This window comes from Mesorhizobium sp. M0047 (assembly GCF_040323315.1).
Taxonomy (GTDB): domain Bacteria; phylum Pseudomonadota; class Alphaproteobacteria; order Rhizobiales; family Rhizobiaceae; genus Mesorhizobium.
On record NZ_JAMYUW010000011.1, the window covers coordinates 150,023 to 166,095 of the forward strand.

The 16,073-nt window shown below is 62.5% G+C and carries 12 protein-coding genes; 2 read left to right on the forward strand and 10 right to left on the reverse strand.

Annotation, left to right across the window (positions count from 1 at the left end; translation table 11 throughout):
* Positions 1-78 precede the first annotated feature (78 nt).
* The 6 genes from NKJ89_RS13435 to NKJ89_RS13460 form a co-directional block, all read right to left on the reverse strand.
* On the reverse strand, positions 79-3,240 hold the full coding sequence (locus NKJ89_RS13435) for an efflux RND transporter permease subunit (protein WP_352602992.1): 3,162 nt from the start codon (positions 3,238-3,240) through the stop codon (positions 79-81).
* A complete protein-coding gene (locus tag NKJ89_RS13440) occupies positions 3,237-4,511 on the reverse strand; it encodes an efflux RND transporter periplasmic adaptor subunit (protein ID WP_352602994.1) in 1,275 nt (424 codons plus the stop codon). The genes NKJ89_RS13435 and NKJ89_RS13440 overlap by 4 nt, the downstream gene beginning before the upstream one ends.
* Positions 4,512-4,749: 238 nt before the next feature.
* Complete coding sequence (locus NKJ89_RS13445; protein ID WP_352602996.1) at positions 4,750-5,346, reverse strand: LysE family translocator; 597 nt, start codon at positions 5,344-5,346, stop codon at positions 4,750-4,752.
* Positions 5,347-5,458: 112 nt separating this feature from the next.
* Positions 5,459-6,031, reverse strand: coding sequence for an acetolactate synthase small subunit (gene ilvN, locus NKJ89_RS13450; RefSeq protein WP_023757090.1), 573 nt, complete (start codon positions 6,029-6,031; stop codon positions 5,459-5,461).
* 85 nt (positions 6,032-6,116) lie between these two features.
* On the reverse strand, positions 6,117-7,898 hold the full coding sequence (locus tag NKJ89_RS13455) for an acetolactate synthase 3 large subunit (protein ID WP_352602998.1): 1,782 nt from the start codon (positions 7,896-7,898) through the stop codon (positions 6,117-6,119).
* A gap of 119 nt (positions 7,899-8,017) precedes the next feature.
* Positions 8,018-9,370 (reverse strand): DUF6600 domain-containing protein, encoded by a 1,353-nt coding sequence (locus NKJ89_RS13460; RefSeq protein ID WP_352603000.1) that lies wholly within the window; start codon positions 9,368-9,370, stop codon positions 8,018-8,020.
* Positions 9,371-9,731: 361 nt separating this feature from the next.
* On the opposite strand from NKJ89_RS13460, the gene NKJ89_RS13465 reads away from it, so the two are divergent.
* The gene (locus NKJ89_RS13465) at positions 9,732-11,534 is read left to right on the forward strand and encodes an NAD(P)-binding domain-containing protein (protein WP_352603002.1); all 1,803 of its coding nucleotides are present in this window, start codon (positions 9,732-9,734) and stop codon (positions 11,532-11,534) included.
* 74 nt (positions 11,535-11,608) lie between these two features.
* On the opposite strand, the gene NKJ89_RS13470 is transcribed toward NKJ89_RS13465, so the two are convergent.
* Genes NKJ89_RS13470 through NKJ89_RS13480 form a run of 3 tightly spaced genes read right to left on the reverse strand, consistent with a single transcriptional unit; the run spans position 11,609 to position 13,057 of the window.
* Positions 11,609-12,136: a GNAT family N-acetyltransferase gene (locus NKJ89_RS13470; RefSeq protein ID WP_352603004.1), complete on the reverse strand. Its 528-nt coding sequence runs from the start codon at positions 12,134-12,136 to the stop codon at positions 11,609-11,611.
* A gap of 44 nt (positions 12,137-12,180) precedes the next feature.
* Positions 12,181-12,489: a hypothetical protein gene (locus NKJ89_RS13475; RefSeq protein ID WP_352603006.1), complete on the reverse strand. Its 309-nt coding sequence runs from the start codon at positions 12,487-12,489 to the stop codon at positions 12,181-12,183.
* A 4-nt stretch (positions 12,490-12,493) separates the two neighbouring features.
* Positions 12,494-13,057 (reverse strand): helix-turn-helix domain-containing protein, encoded by a 564-nt coding sequence (locus NKJ89_RS13480; RefSeq protein WP_352603008.1) that lies wholly within the window; start codon positions 13,055-13,057, stop codon positions 12,494-12,496.
* 155 nt (positions 13,058-13,212) lie between these two features.
* Between NKJ89_RS13480 and NKJ89_RS13485 the strand changes: the two genes are divergently transcribed.
* On the forward strand, positions 13,213-15,045 hold the full coding sequence (locus NKJ89_RS13485; RefSeq protein WP_352603010.1) for an ATP-binding protein: 1,833 nt from the start codon (positions 13,213-13,215) through the stop codon (positions 15,043-15,045).
* Between the two features lie 224 nt (positions 15,046-15,269).
* On the opposite strand, the gene NKJ89_RS13490 is transcribed toward NKJ89_RS13485, so the two are convergent.
* Positions 15,270-16,061 carry a GGDEF domain-containing protein gene (locus NKJ89_RS13490; RefSeq protein ID WP_023757082.1) on the reverse strand — a complete coding sequence of 264 codons (792 nt, stop codon included), beginning with the start codon at positions 16,059-16,061 and terminating at the stop codon, positions 15,270-15,272.
* Positions 16,062-16,073: the final 12 nt, after the last annotated feature.

Genomic DNA, 16,073 nt, shown 5'->3' on the forward strand with positions numbered 1-16,073 from the left:
CGACAAATTACGTTTCCCGTGATGCCACCGCAAGCGCAACGCCTTGGGCCAGCGGCACATGGCGCTGGCCCTGCTACATCATTCGGCGGCCGCCCGCTGCGGTTCGGGCGGCATTTCCTGCTTGGCATCGAGTAATGAGGGTTGGTCGACATCTTCGACCGCGCTCCGATCGCCCTTGCGCTTCGACCAAAGCCCGACCAGCCAGCCCGAGAAATTCTCCATGTAGACATAGATCACCGGGGTCACGAACAGGGTCAGCGCCTGCGAGGCAAGCAAACCACCGACAACGGCAACACCTAGCGGCTGGCGCAGCTCGGCGCTGGCGCCGGTGCCGAGCGCGATCGGGAAGGTTCCCATCAATGCCGCCAGCGTCGTCATCATGATCGGCCTGAACCGCATCAGGCAGGCCTTGTGGATGGATTCCTTCGCGGACATGCCATCACGTCGGAGCTCGAGCGCGACGTCGACCATCATGATGCCGTTCTTCTTGACGATGCCGATCAGCATCAGGATGCCGATCACCGCGATGACAGACAGATCCATGCCGGCGAAGCGCAAGGCAACGACGGCACCCAGCACAGCCGACGGCAGGCCGGTGAGAATCGTGAGCGGGTGGATGAAGCTCTCGTACAGGATGCCGAGCACGATATAGATGGTCAGGATCGCGCCGCCGACCAGAAGACCCTGGTTGGCTAGCGAATCCTGGAAGGTCTTGGCCGTGCCGGCAAAGGTGGTCGAGATCGCCGTCGGCATGCCGATCTGCTCTTTGAGCGCGTCGATGCGCGCTACGCTGTCACCCAGTGCCACGCCCTGCGGCAGGTTATAGGAGATCGTCACCGCCGGAAGCTGGCCGAGCTGGTTGACGGTCAAGGCGCCTGCCGTGCGATCGACCCGGGCGAAGGCGCCAAGCGGAACTAGACTGCCGCTCGCAGTCCTCATCTGGATGGCGAGCATCCGCTCCGGCGACCATTCGATCTTGGGATCGAGCTCCGTGACGACTTCGTAGCTGTCGGCCGAACCGAAGATCGTTGAAATCTGGTCGGTGCCGAAGCCGCCATAAAGGGCGGAGCGCAGCGTGGCAGTATCGATGCCGAGCTGCGCGGCCTTATCGCGATCCACCACCAGCGTCGCCTGCAGTGCATTGTTCTGCAGATCGCTGGTGACGTCGGTGAAGTTCGTATGGTCGGCTGCCATCGCGTCATTCAGTTTCTGCGCCCAGGTGTTGGTCAGCCCGGTATCGAGCCCTTGAACCACGAGCTGGTAGGCGCTGGCCGACGACCGTGCGCCCAGCCTCAGGTTCTGCACCGGCTGCATGTAGGTCTCGATACCCGCCACGCCGGCCAGTTGCTTGCGCAGATCCGAAAGCACCTTGTCGATATCGGGACGCTGGTCCTTGCCCTTGAGCTGGACGAAGAGTTGCCCCTGGTTGAGCGCATTGTTGCCGCTGCCCGCCGACCACGCCACATGGTCGACATAGGGCGAATGCGAGAAGACGCTGGCGACCTGCCCTTGCAGCTTGGACATGGCGTCGAACGAGATGTCCTGGCGCGCGATGGTGGTCACCGATATCTGGCCGATATCCTCCTGCGGGAAGAAGCCCTTCGGCGAGGCCTCGATCAGCCACACCGAGGCTGCCGCGGTTCCCATGAAGACGAGGAACACCAGGAAGGTGTGCCTCAGGCAGAAACTCAAGATCCGGTCGTAGCCGCGTGTAACGAGATCCCGCTTATGGCCAGGGCCATGCTTGTCGCGGTCCGCCTTGCTGACCGACAGCAGGCGCGAGCACAGCATCGGCGTCAGCGTCAGCGATACGAACATCGACGCCAGGATGGCGACCGTCACCACGACGGCGAACTCGTTGAAGATGCGGCCGATAACGCCGCCCATCAGCAGCACCGGGATGAACACGGCCACCAGCGAGATCGAGATCGAGATGATGGTGAAGCCGATTTCGCGCGCGCCCTTCAGCGACGCATCGAAGGCCGACAATCCATCCTCCTCCATGTGGCGGAAGATGTTTTCCAGCATCACGATAGCGTCGTCGACGACAAGGCCGACCGCCAGCGTCAGGCCCATCAGCGATATGTTGTCGATGGAAAAGCCGAACAGGAACATCGCGCCAAGCGTGGCAATCAGCGAAATCGGCACCGCCACGGCCGGGATGATGGTTGCCGTCACCCGGCGCAGGAACACGAAGATCACCATCACCACCAGCGCTATGGTCAACACCAGCGTGAACTGCACGTCGTCGACGGCCTGGCGGATCGAGGTCGAGCGATCGTTGAGCAGCTTGATCGAGGCAGCGCCCGGCATCTGGTCCTGGAAGGACGGCAGCATCGCCTTGACCTTGTCGACGACGTCGACCGTATTGGCGTCGGGCTGGCGCTGCACCGCCATGATGATCGCGCGGGTGCCATCGTACCAACTTGCGGTCGTGGTCGTCTGCACCGAATCGACGACGCGGGTCACCTCGCCCAGCCGCACCGGGTGACCGTTTTTGGTGGCGATGATGATGTTGGAGAAACCGGCCGCGTCATTGAGCTGCGTGTTGGCGGTGATCGTGAGCTGCTGCTTGTCGTTCTGGAGCACGCCGAGCGGCGTGTTGCTGTTGGCGGACGCGATCGCCGCCTGCAGCTGATCGATCGAGATGCCGCGCGCGGCAAGCGCGGTCGGGTCGATCTGGATGCGCACGGCGTATTTCTGCTGGCCGAAGATCGAAACTTGAGCCACCCCGTCGATGGTCGACAGCGACGGCGAGATGACGTTTTCCGCGAAAGCATCGAGATCGGTCAGTGGAACCGTGTCGCTGACCAGCGACATCAAAAGAATGGGCGCGTCGGCCGGATTGACTTTGCGATAGCTCGGCGGCGACGTCATCTGCGGCGGCAGGGATCTTTGCGTGCGCGCGATCGCCGCCTGCACGTCAGCGGCGGCGGCGTCGATGTCCCGGTTAAGCACGAACTGGATGGCGATCGAGGTCGAGCCAAGCGAGTTGCTGGTCGAGATCGAATCGATGCCGGCTATGGTGGCGAACTGCTTGATCAGGGGCGTCGCCACCGATGTGGCCATGGTTTCCGGAGAGGCGCCGGGCAGCGAAGCCGAGACGTTGACCACCGGGAATTCGGCACTCGGAAGTGCTGCCACCGGCAGGAATTTGTAAGCGAACAGACCGCCCAGCACGAGGGCGAACGACATCAGAAGGGTGGCGACAGGCCGGCGTATGCAAAATTCGGAGATCATCGGGCTGCCTCGCCGGCCTTGGCCGCCTCGGCCACCTTGGGCGCGGCAGCACCCGCCGCAGCGTTGCCCTCATGCACAGCGGCGCCGTCCTTCAGCTTTGTCTGGCCTTCGGTGACAACTTTCTCACCGCTTTTCAGCCCTTGGCTGATGGCGCTGTTCTCGCCCTCGGTCAGCGCCACCTGCACCGGGCGCATTTCGACGGTGTTGTCCGGATTGACGACATAGACGAACGGCCCCTTCTGGCTAGGCTGGACCGCTACCGTGGGAACGGAGGTCATCCGCGGCATGATGCCGGCGTCGAGCACGACATTCACATACTGCCCCGGCCATAGCGAAAGATCGGCATTCGGAATGCTTGCCCGTGTGGCGATCGTGCCCGACGCCGTGTCGACGCTTGAATCAACGAAATCGAGCGTGCCCTTGCCGATCGGCGTCGGGTCGCCGTCCTTGGTCAGCGTCACTGCCCCTTGCTGCGGATTTGCGAGTGCCTTGTGCAGCAGCGCCAGGTTGCTCTCAGGAAGATTGAAGTTGACCTGCAGCGGGTCCATCTGGGTGATGGTCACCAGCGGAGTGGCCGTGCTGCTGTTGCCATTGCTGGTGGTGACGAGGTCGCCGACGGTGACGTTGACCGCACCCAGCCTGCCGGCAATCGGCGCCGTGATCGTGGCAAAGCCAAGCTGGACGTTGTCGGCGTCGATCGTCGCCTTGTCGGCATCGACGGTCGCCGCGGCAGCCTTCGCCGCAGCGACTGCCTGGTCATAGGTCTGCTGCGTGCCGGCCTGCTTGGCGACCAGGTCTTTGGCGCGCTGCAGATCGGACTGCGAGCTGGCGAGCATTGCCTGGTCCTTGGCGAGCGCCGCCTGGTCCTTGGCCAGTTGCGCCTTCAGCGCCCGGTCATCAAGCGAAAACAGAACGTCGCCAACCCTGACCATCTGCCCGTCCTTGACGTCGATCGAGACGATCTGGCTGGATACCCGCGCATTGATGCTGACGACCGCCGGAGAGGAGACGAAACCGATCGCATAGCGCCGGATCGGGAAATCGGCGGTGGAGGCGACGGCCGAGAGGATCGAGGCCGAGCGGGCGCCACTGCCGCCACCTGCCGACTTGTCCCCCGCCGTCGGCTTGTCGGTTGCCGGTTTGTCCGCCGCCGCGACCTGCTTTGCGCCGGTAAGTTGCTGAACTCTGCTCAGCGTGTCCGGAGACAGATAGAGCCAGGCCGCGCCGACACAGGCGACCGCAAGCAATGAAAGAATGACTTTTCCACGCATCGACAAAAGGCCCTCTCTGTCCGACACGCCATAGCCAGGTGGTCGTATTCTAGCGCAACTCACGGCTCATTGCCGCGATTTCGCCGAATAGATAGGTCACGCCTTTGTCGGAAAAGGGCCAAAACACGGCATTACGAAGATTTAATGTGCACTGCACAATGGATGTGCAACACGGCTTGGCTCTCAATCCGAGAGTCCGGATCCCGTTTCGTAACGATCAGATGGTGCGCCCCACGACCTATCCAAGCATCGGCCAAAGCGTCGCCGCCAAGAGCACGCCCATGGAGATGTTGAACCATTTCAACCGCACCGGATCCGACAGGAAACCGCGCAGCGCGGTGCCGAACCCCGCCCACACGGAGACGCTTGGCAGATTGACGACGGTGAAGGCCACGGCGATCAACACCACCGACAGGAATGGACGCTCAGGATTGGCGTAGACGGCCATGGCGGTGATCGCCATCACCCATGCCTTGGGATTGACCCACTGGAACGCCGCCGCATCGACGAAGCGCATCGGCCGCGCCTTCACCTCGCCCTTGCCGTTGAGCGAGCGCGACATGGCGATCTTCCAGGCGAGATAGAGCAGATAGACACCGCCGGCGATCTTCAATCCGGTGTGCAACGCCGGGAAAGCCGTAAGCACCGCACCCAGGCCAAGACCCACGGCGACCAGCAGCACCAGAAAACCGATGCTGATGCCCAGCATGTGTGGAACCGATCTGACGAGGCCGAAATTCACTCCCGATGCCAGAAGCATGAGGTTGTTCGGCCCCGGCGTGATCGAGGTTACGAAAGCGTAGACAAGCAGGGCAAGGAATGCGTCAAGCGACATGATATCCTCCCAGATATGTCAGCATTATTGTCGCTTCGTGAGGGCAGCGCAAAGGCCAGCGGCCGGCTCCTGGTCGAACCAGGCCCCCGCCGAAACTGTCGATGCGGCGGGCTTACATCGCCTGTGGGCCGCGGTTCAACGCCGCCACGCCGGTGCGGCAGATTTCGACCAGGCCGAGCGGCTTCATGATGGCGATGAACTGGTCGATCTTGGAGCCCTTGCCGGTGATCTCGAAGATGAAATGCTCGGTATTGGCGTCGATGACGCTGGCGCGGAACGCGTCGGCCAGCCGCAGTGCCTCGACGCGGGCCTCGCCGGTGCCGGCCACCTTGACCAGCGCCAGTTCGCGCTCCAGCGGCCGCTCCTGGCCGGATTCGTGCGAACGCACGGTCAGATCGACGACGCGGTGCACCGGCACGATGCGCTCCAGCTGATGCTTGATCTGCTCCAGCACATGCGGCGTGCCGCGCGTCACGATGGTGATACGCGACAAGTGCTTCTCATGTTCGGTCTCGGAGACGGTCAGGCTCTCGATGTTGTAGCCGCGCCCTGAAAACAGGCCGATGACCCGGGCAAGCACGCCCGGCTCGTTGTCGACCAACACGGAAAGCGTGTGGTTTTCCGGCTTTTCGGTTTCCTTGGCGATGAAATAGGCGGAACCGGTCGGTTGTAGCTGTGCGTTCATGACATGAATCTCGATTTCAAGCTCTTGGATCTAATTCTCTGTTTGCGCACGGCTTCTAGCGACAGCCCTGCCCCGGTTCTGCTGGCTACACCAGCTCCCTGCCCCTGGCGTCGATGGCGTTGGCCACCGCCTCGTCGGTCGCCTCGTCGGGCAGCAGCATCTCGTTGTGCGCCTTGCCCGACGGGATCATCGGGAAGCAGTTGGCGAGCGTCGCCACGCGGCAATCGAACAGCACCGGCTTCCTGACCGAGATCATCTCCTTGATCGCGTCGTCCAACTCACCCGGCTTCTCGCAACGGATGCCGTGACCGCCATAGGCCTCCGCCAGCTTGACGAAGTCGGGCATTGCCTCGGTATAGGAATGGGACAGGCGATTGCCGTGCAGCAGCTGCTGCCACTGCCGCACCATGCCCATATACTGGTTGTTCAAGATGAAGATCTTGATCGGCGCGTCGTGCTGCACGGCAGCGCTCATCTCCTGCATTGTCATCTGCACCGAGGCATCGCCGGCGATGTCGATGACCAATGCGTCGGGATGCGCGATCTGCACGCCGAGCGCCGCCGGCAGGCCATAGCCCATCGTGCCCAGCCCGCCCGAAGTCATCCAGCGGTTCGGCTTCTCGAAATGATAGTGCTGCGCCGCCCACATCTGGTGCTGGCCGACCTCGGTGGTGATGTAGGTGTCCATGCCCTTGGTCAGTTCATAGAGCCGCTCGATGGCGTATTGCGGCATGATCACGTCGTTGTTCATCTTGTAGGCGAGCGAGTCGCGCGCGCGCCATTTGGCGATCTGCTCCCACCAGGGATAGAGCGCCTTCTTGTCGGCCTTGGCGCTCGCCCGCCACAGCCGCACCATGTCCTCCAGCACCCGGCCGACATCGCCGATGATCGGCACCTCGGTGTGAACATTCTTGTTGATCGACGACGGATCGATGTCGATGTGGATCTTCTTCGAGTTCGGCGAAAACGCGGTCAGCCGCCCGGTGATACGGTCGTCGAACCGAGCGCCGATGCAGATCATCACGTCGCAATCATGCATGGCCATGTTGGCTTCATAGGTGCCGTGCATGCCCAGCATGCCCATCCAGTTCTTGCCCGATGCCGGATAGGCGCCGAGGCCCATCAGCGTCGAGGTGATCGGAAAACCGGTGAGATCGACCAGCTCGCGCAGCAGATGGCTTGCTTCCGGGCCGGAATTGATGACGCCGCCGCCGCTATAGATGATCGGCTTCTTGGCGCCGGCCATCAGCTCGACCGCCACCTTGATCTTGTCCAGGTCGCCCTGGACCTTCGGCTGGTAGCTGGTGCGCGGCGCGATCTGCGGCGGGACGTAGAATCCCTTGGCGAACTGCACATCCTTTGGGATGTCGACGACGACCGGACCGGGGCGGCCGGTGGTCGCGACATGGAAAGCCTCGTGGATGGTCGCGGCGAGTTCGTTGACGTCCTTCACCAGCCAGTTGTGCTTGGTGCAGGGGCGCGTGATGCCGACCGTATCGCATTCCTGAAAAGCGTCGGAGCCGATCAGCGAGGTCGGCACCTGCCCGGTCAGGCAGACCAGCGGGATCGAATCCATCAAGGCGTCCTGCAGCGGCGTCACGGCATTGGTGGCGCCGGGACCGGAGGTCACCAGCATCACGCCGGCCTTGCCGGTCGAACGCGCATAGCCTTCAGCCGCATGGCCGGCACCCTGCTCGTGGCGCACCAGGATGTGCTCGACCTCGTCCTGTTGAAAGATCTCGTCATAGATCGGAAGGACAGCGCCACCCGGATAGCCGAAGACGTGCTTGACGCCATTGTCCTTCAGCGCCTGCACCACCATTTCGGCGCCTGTCATCTCGCGCCGCTCGTTCTTTCCGTTGCTCATCGGTCTTGTCCCGTACTGTCCGCCGTCAGGCGATTGCTGGTCGTTTAGTCGTGTTTCAGGCAATAAAAAAGGCTCCCGAGGGAGCCTGTGTCTGCGCATGGGGGGTTTTCGCCCGGCGGTTACACCGCCTTGCCCATGCGCTTTCCTACGAGAATGAGTGCCGTTTTCATGGTGGCGGACACTAAGGGCGGGAAAGGCAGCCTGTCAACGGGAAAAATCGCGCCGGCGCGCAGCGTGCCGGCGCGATTGCGGTGATCAGCCGGCGCCTTGCAGCGGGAAACGCGCGGATCGCATTTGGACACCTTCCTGGCCTGCATCTTTGCCGGCGGGTGGTGGGGCGCCGCCTTCGCCGGGCCACGGTGCTGGGGCACGCGCATGGCCAGTGCCTGCTGGTGCGGCTTTTGCGGCCCGGCCCCGCGTGTCAGGCGCTGGCCAGAAACCGACTTGGACGAAGCCGGGTTGGGCCGCGATTTTACAATGATACGCCCATTGCCTGCGGTCTTGTTGGCATGGGCCTTGAGCACATCGGCCTTCGCACCGTTTCGGGCGGCCATGCGCTTGCGCACGGTGGCGCTCTGATTGCCCGCTGCCACCGCGGCCGGAGAAAGGGCCTTGTCGCCGATCGACGTCTTGGAGCCATGGCCCGCCACAGTTCGCCCGTTTCCATTGGGTGCCGTGGCGACGGGCATTCCATTGCCGGCCAGCCTCTTGATCTCCGCGCCCTTGGAAGCATCGAGCCTTGCACTGGCAAACACCCCTTTGCGGGGCGGAACCACTTTTGCCGCCCGGATTGATTCGATGACGGGCTTCGGCAATTGCTGCAGCCTGGGCCCGGCATTGATCGCAACGACCTGGTTGCCGAGCCGCACATGCGGCGCGTTGTTGACCACGACGGTCTGATTGATGATCGTCGTGTTGCGCACGATGACGACGTTTTCCTGAACCGGCCGCACCACCCTGACCAGATCGACCGCGCCGATCGCCGCCACCGGCACGAAACACCACCAGGCATCGTCGAAGGCGACGTCGACATCGGGCGGCGCCGGCGCCCAGCCGACATCGTTGCCGCCCTGGCGCCAGACCACCCAGGCTGGTGCCCATTGATCGCCGGCTATCCACACCCAGCCGAAATCTGGATCATAGGCCCAACGGCCGTAGTGATAGACGACATCGCCAAACGGCTCGGTGGATTGCCAGTACCAGCCGTCGTCGGTCCAGACCCAGTGACCTTCGGTGTAGGGCCGCCATTCGGTACGGACTGTCGGAACCCAGACATCGCCGAAGCGCGCGGAGGTTCGCCATCCGCCATAGTTTGAAAGCCTTTCGCGGATGGTAACGGAAATTTCCGCCGCGTGAGCCTGAGTTCCGGGCAGTACCAGCGGGCTGGTCAAGGTCGCGCTCATGGCCATGACCAGAGCCATGGCAGCGGCGCGTCCGCGCCGGCCGATAGAATGAACTGAAAATGCTTGCATAACGGGCTCCAGAGTTCCGCATCCAGAAAATCCCCGGGAACCGCCCTGTTGCCCGCCACCGCTTCCCGGCTTCTCACCGATCGGTTGTCGTCAGCCCCGGTGACCGCATTGCGGCATATGACCATCAATTTTGCGCGACCGGCGTGGCATTGTCCCCGACGTTCGGAATCGGAGCGTCCGTTCCCAACAGCTGGGTGTTCCAAAACCGCTTGGTGATCTCAATTTCCGGGTAAGCCATTGAAACCGCTGAAAACTATGGTGGGGCGTGACGAGGGCCACTATCTTTGCCGATACTTGATCGTTCGGCCGGCACGTCGGGCTGAGCTATCATGACGATCTGGATTTCACGGGAGGAACCCTGATGCTCGATAAGGCCCCAAACAAGAAACTGTCCGACCTGCTCGATCAATTCGGCGCCGCCCTGGCCGCCAATGACATCGAGAAAGCGGTCGATTGCTTTCAGGAGGATTGCTATTGGCGCGACCTCGTCACCTTCACCTGGAACATCAAGACCATGGAAGGCCGCGACCAGGTCCGCGACATGCTGAAAAGCCAGCTGTCGAAAACCAAGCCGTCACACTTTGCCATCGCCAACGGCGAGGATGCGACCGAGAGCGGCGGGCTGATCGAGGGCTGGATCAGCTTCGAGACGGAAGTTGCACGCGGTTTCGGTCATATCAGGCTGAAGAACGGCAAGATCTGGACGCTGCTGACCACGATGGTCGAGCTGAAGGGCCACGAGGAGCCAGCGGGCTTCGCGCGGCCGATGGGCGCCAAACATGGCTCGGGCAAGAACCGTCCGACATGGAAGGAAGAGCGCGAAAAGGAGGCCGCCGAACTCGGCTTCAAGACGCAGCCCTATACGGTCATCATCGGCGGCGGCCAGGGCGGCATCGCGCTCGGCGCGCGGCTGCGGCAACTGGGCGTGCCGACGATCATCATCGAGAAGAACGAGCGCGCCGGCGACAGCTGGCGCAAGCGCTACAAGTCGCTCTGCCTGCATGACCCGGTCTGGTACGACCATCTGCCCTATATCGACTTCCCCAAGAACTGGCCGGTCTTCTCGCCCAAGGACAAGATCGGCGACTGGCTGGAAATGTACACCAAGGTGATGGAGCTGAATTACTGGTCCTCGACCGAGGCCAAAAGCGCTTCCTATGACGACAAGAAGAAGGAATGGACCGTCGTCGTCCACCGCGACGGCAAGGACATCACGCTGAGGCCGAAGCAACTGGTGCTGGCGACCGGACAGTCCGGCAAGGCCAATCTGCCGAAATTCAAGGGCATGGAGACCTTCAAGGGGGATCAGCATCACTCCTCGAAGCATCCCGGGCCCGACGCCTATGTCGGCAAAAAGGCGGTTGTCATCGGATCCAACAATTCCGCCCATGACATCGCCGCGGCACTTTGGGAAGCCGGCGCCGACGTCACCATGGTGCAGCGCTCGACCACCCACATCTCCAGATCCGACACGCTGATGGAAATCGGGCTGGGTTCGCTCTATTCGGAGCAGGCGGTCCAGAACGGCATCACCACGGCCAAGGCCGACCTGATCTTTGCTTCGCTGCCCTACAAGATCCTGCACGAGTTCCAGATCCCGGCCTATGCCGAGATGAAGAAACGCGACGCGGCGTTCTACGAGGGACTGAAAAACGCAGGTTTCATGCTTGACTGGGGCGACGACGAATCCGGCCTGTTCATGAAGTATCTGAGGCGCGGCTCTGGCTACTACATCGATGTCGGCGCATCACAGCTGATCATCGATGGTTCGATCAAGCTGATGAGCGGCGTAGACGTCGAGGAGATCAAGCAGCATTCTGTTCTGCTCAGCGACGGGTCGGAACTGCCCGCGGACCTCATCGTCTACGCCACCGGCTACGGCTCGATGAACGGCTGGGCCGCCGATCTGATCTCCAGGGACGTCGCCGACAAGGTTGGCAAATGCTGGGGCCTCGGCTCGAACACCACCAAGGATCCCGGCCCGTGGGAAGGCGAGTTGCGCAACATGTGGAAGCCGACGCAACAGGAAGCGCTGTGGTTCCATGGCGGCAATTTGCACCAGTCACGCCACTATTCGCAGTTCCTGTCGCTGCAGTTGAAGGCGCGGCACGAAGGCATCGCGACACCGGTCTACGGCCTGCAGCAGGTCCACCACAAGGGCTAGTCGACCGCCATTCCAGCTGAGCAGCATGATGGAGGCATGGCTTGCACCCTGCCTCCTTCCCCGATTGGATGACCTTACGAGATTGGCCCGATACGCTTCCAGTAGATGAGCGTGCCCGTCAGCCCGCCATGCGGCTTCAGGGCATAGTCCGGTATCTCGCCGGTCAGCGTGAAGCCGAGCTTTTCGTAGAGCCCTGAAGCGCCCTCGTCAGCGGCCGTATCGAGAACCAGCAGCGTCCGCCCCTTCTCGACGGCAAGGCTCTCGGCCGCCCGCATCAGGCGCGTTCCCACACCCCTGCCCCGGTAGTCGACGCGTGTCATCAGCTTGGCGATCTCGGCCCGGTGCGGCTGGTTGGGCGGGCAGTCGAGCAGCAGGGTTACTGTGCCGACCAGGACCCCGCCGTCCCAGGCGCCAAGCACGGCTCTTTCCCCTCTTTCCGCCGCGGCTAGCGATTTCTCCCAGAATGCCCTGGCTGCCTGCGGCGCCAGCGGATGCATGAAGCTTACCGATCCGCCGGCCGCCACCGTCGCGACCAGCAATTCGGCCAGCTTGTCTTGCGTCTCGGCAGTCGGGGTCAGGGTTCCGATCTCGATGGAGTTCATGCTTATGAGGTCCTGTGGTTTGCGAAAGGCGTGGCACATTGCCGTCAGTCCAGGTGGCGCACGCGGCGTCGCTTTCGCGCCGCCTTGATGGCGCTGATGCGTTCGGCGTCTTCGTGCCCGAGATGCCGCCCACGCTCGAGAATTTCGAGCGTGTACTCCTCATAGGTCAGGCCCAGCCGCTCGGCCTTGTCCATGCGCAGCAGCATGACCTCGCGGCTCGGCGCCTTCCATGCCTTGGCATGGGCGGCCTGCCAGGCAAGGAAGATGTAGGGATCGCCCTTGCCCCATGGCGGGCCCTTGTACTCATCAAGAGGCGGCCCCCCATTGTGGGAGCGCTTTGGTCTCGTGGCCATGATGTCAGGCCCTGACCAGCGCGACGAGATAGTCGGCACCGTGCTCCAGAGCATGGAAGGTGCAGTCAGACGGCGCCCCGAGCGCCAGGCAATCGCCGGGTTCGAGCCTGTGCACCGCCTCGCCTTCGACGAATTCGAGCCGCCCGGAAATCAGCCATATCTGCTGCTTGATGAAGGCGTAGGAAGCGGCCGGAAAGCTGACTTTGGCGCCCGCCGGCAGCTGCACCCTGATGAGTTCGAGCGGCATGTCGCCAGCCGGCGACAGGTGCCGTCTGACATAGCCGGTGTCGGGGTCGCGCCACACCGGTTGGTCGGCCTCGCGCAGCAGCCCGCCGCCTTGCAACTCCGCACGCGCGATCAAGGTCGACAGAGTCAGGCCGAAGGCCGCCGCGATGCGCACCAGAAGGGCAGCCGTCGGACTGGTCTTGCCGCGCTCGATCGTGCTCAGCATCGCTTTCGAGACGCCGGAACGCTCCGCAAGCTCGGCCAGGGACCAGTCCCGCATGATCCTTTCGGCGTGTATCCTTCGGCCGATCGTCGAGGAAATATCGTTCGCTATATCATCCATACGTCCATTATAGCGAAATATCTGCGTCGCAAAAGAGGTGCCTCGCGACAATTTTCATGCGGCCATTAAGCCTCTCTACACCATCCGACCTCATCGGGCCTTAACCCCATTCCTGTAGGCTCGATGTTCCAGGGGAAATGGGGATTGGCCTGTCCATGTATGTCGAACGCGCAGCTTCTGTTGGAGAACCGACATCGCAGGAGCGCCGCGACGCCGAGCAGAACGACAGGCGCATCCTGGGCAATGTCGTGCAGTGCGACGGCGCACGCGCCACCATCAGCGCCTATGCGGACGATGTCGACGGCGCGGTGACCGGCCTGTGGACGGTCGGCAAGATGATTTCCATCAATCTCGGGCCCACGCGAACCGTCGGCCTGGTCTACGGGATCGGCAAGTCGGATCGCGCCTGGAGCAATGAGGGCCAGAACGCCATCGAGGTCAGCATCGAGCTGATCGGCGAAGTACGTGATGCAGCAGAGCCCGGCGGCAAGCCGGTCTTCGACCGTGGCATTACCACCTACCCACATATCGGCGCCGTCGCGCACCGCATCCGCACCCGTGACCTGCAGGCTGTCTATGACCTCGCCGGGCGTCATTCGATCACCATCGGTACGCTCGCGCAGGACGAAACGATTGCCGCCAACATCGCAATCGACGATACGCTGGCGCGTCACTTCGCCATTGTCGGCACCACCGGTGTCGGCAAGTCCACCGCCGTCTCGCTGCTGCTGCGCAAATCGATCGCGGCGCGACCCGACCTGCGCATCCTGATCCTCGACCCGCACAATGAGTTCGCGGCGTCGCTGCCCGAATATTGTGTCAGGGTCGATTCCAAAACCTTGGATCTTCCGTTCTGGATGTTCACGCTGGAGGAATTCGCCGAGGTACTGTTCCGTGGCCGCGAGACGGAGCCGGAAGAAATCGACGCGTTGCGCGACCTCATCCCGGCCGCCAAGAACCTTTACCGCAATCCGAATTCCGGCGCCTATCTGCGGCGCGGCAACGATGCGCTGACCGCCGATACGCCGGTGCCTTACCGGATCGCCGACCTCCTCAAGCAGATCGACGAGCGGATGGGCATGCTCGAAAGCAAGGCCGATCGCCCGACGCTCAGATCGCTGAAGACTCGCATCGAATCGGCGGCGGCCGACCCACGCTACCGCTTCATGTTCAACTCGCGCCTGATCGAGGACACCATCCACGAAACGATCGGCAACATCTTCCGCGTGCCGCATCATGGCCGCCCGGTGACCTGCTTCGAGATGGCCGGCATGCCGTCCGAAGTGGTCAATTCCGTCTGCTCGGTTCTGGCGCGCCTGGCTTTCGATCTCGCTTTGTGGAGCGAAGGCAAGCTGCAGCTTCTGTTTTTGTGCGAAGAAGCGCACCGCTACATGCCGGCCGATCCGCGCCTCGGCTTCGCGCCGACCAGGCACGCGCTGTCGCGCATCGCCAAGGAAGGCCGCAAATATGGCTGCTATCTTGGCGTCGTCACCCAGCGCCCGGGCGAGCTCGACCCGACCATCCTGTCGCAATGCTCGACCTTCTTCGCCATGCGGCTTGCCAATGAGCAGGACCAGGCGATCATCCGTTCGGCGATTGCCGACTCTTCCGCCTCGACGCTTGCCTTCTTGTCCTCCATGGGCCAGCGCGAAGCCATCGCCTTCGGCGAAGGCGTGGCGTCGACCATGCGGCTGAAGTTCGAAAAACTGCCGAGCGAGCTGCTCCCGGGCACGGCCAAGCGCGAACAGGCCGCCTCTGCGAAGTCAGGCGACGATGTCGATCTGGTGGCAATCGTCGAACGACTGCGCAACGTGCCGAAACCAACGCAGCAGGCGATGGCCTTCGCGGAAGTCGTCGATTCAGGCCGCCAGGCTGGCGATCCCGACTACCGCAAGCCACCCACCACTCGCGCGTCATCGGACGACGATTTCGACATGCGCTACGGTCTCAAGCCCGCGACCTTCGGCCTGCGCCCGCAAAACGATTGAGCCTGCGGGCTCTGCTGTTCTGCCGGTTGAGTGAGAACGGCGCCAAGGTTCCAGGGCTCAGCTTCGTTGGCATGCCTGGGTAAATCCCGAAAGAGAATTCATCAGGCCGAGTTGCATGATGTGGCTTTTGAGATGCCGGAGCGGAACGGACATTTAGTCCGTGAGCACCGGAAGTCGAGAAAGCCGCGTCAGGCGACCGGCCTCATGAATTCTTCTTCGGGATTCTAGGCGCAGACGCGGTTGCGGCCTTGCCTCTTCGCCTCATAGAGCTGGCGGTCTGCCCGGCGATAGAACTCCTCCGCCGTTTCGTTGCGGTCCCAGACGGCAAGCCCGACGCTGGTGGTGATCTTGAGGCGGACATTGCCCGACAGCACCGACATGTTGGCGATCGCCTTGCGGATCCGCTCGGCAAACTTGCCCAGAAGGTCGGCGTCCATGTTGGGCGTGACCACGGCGAACTCCTCGCCACCCAAACGCGCCACCACGTCGTGGTAGCGTGTCATATCCTTGAGACAGTTCGCGACGGCCTTGAGCACCTCGTCGCCGACATCATGGCCGTGAGTATCGTTGACCTGCTTGAAATGATCGAGATCCAGGATCATCAGCCCGACTGGTTTTTCGATGCGCCGGAACTCCTCAAGATACTCCTTCAGCGCGTCATCGAAATAACGCCGGTTCTGCATGCCGGTCAGGCCGTCGGTCAGCGCCGCATGCTCGAAAGTTTCCGAGCGCGCGCTGAGCGAGACCGTCATGGCACGTAGCTTGCCTTCTTCTGTCGCCTGTTTTCGGATCAGCGGGTAGATGAAGAAAATGCCGAAGAACAGCGCGGTGGCCAAAAGCACACCGGTCGCGAACAAAAGCTTGTTGAGATAAATGACCTTGTTCAGACCCGAAGCCGTATGCAACTCGGTGGCGAAGGATTGCAGAAGGCCATAGGCATGCAGCGTCACCAGGCCGGCGGCCAGGATCACGAAGATAAAGACGAAAAATGCTGATTCCGCCTTGTGGAAACGCATCTGCTCCCCGCT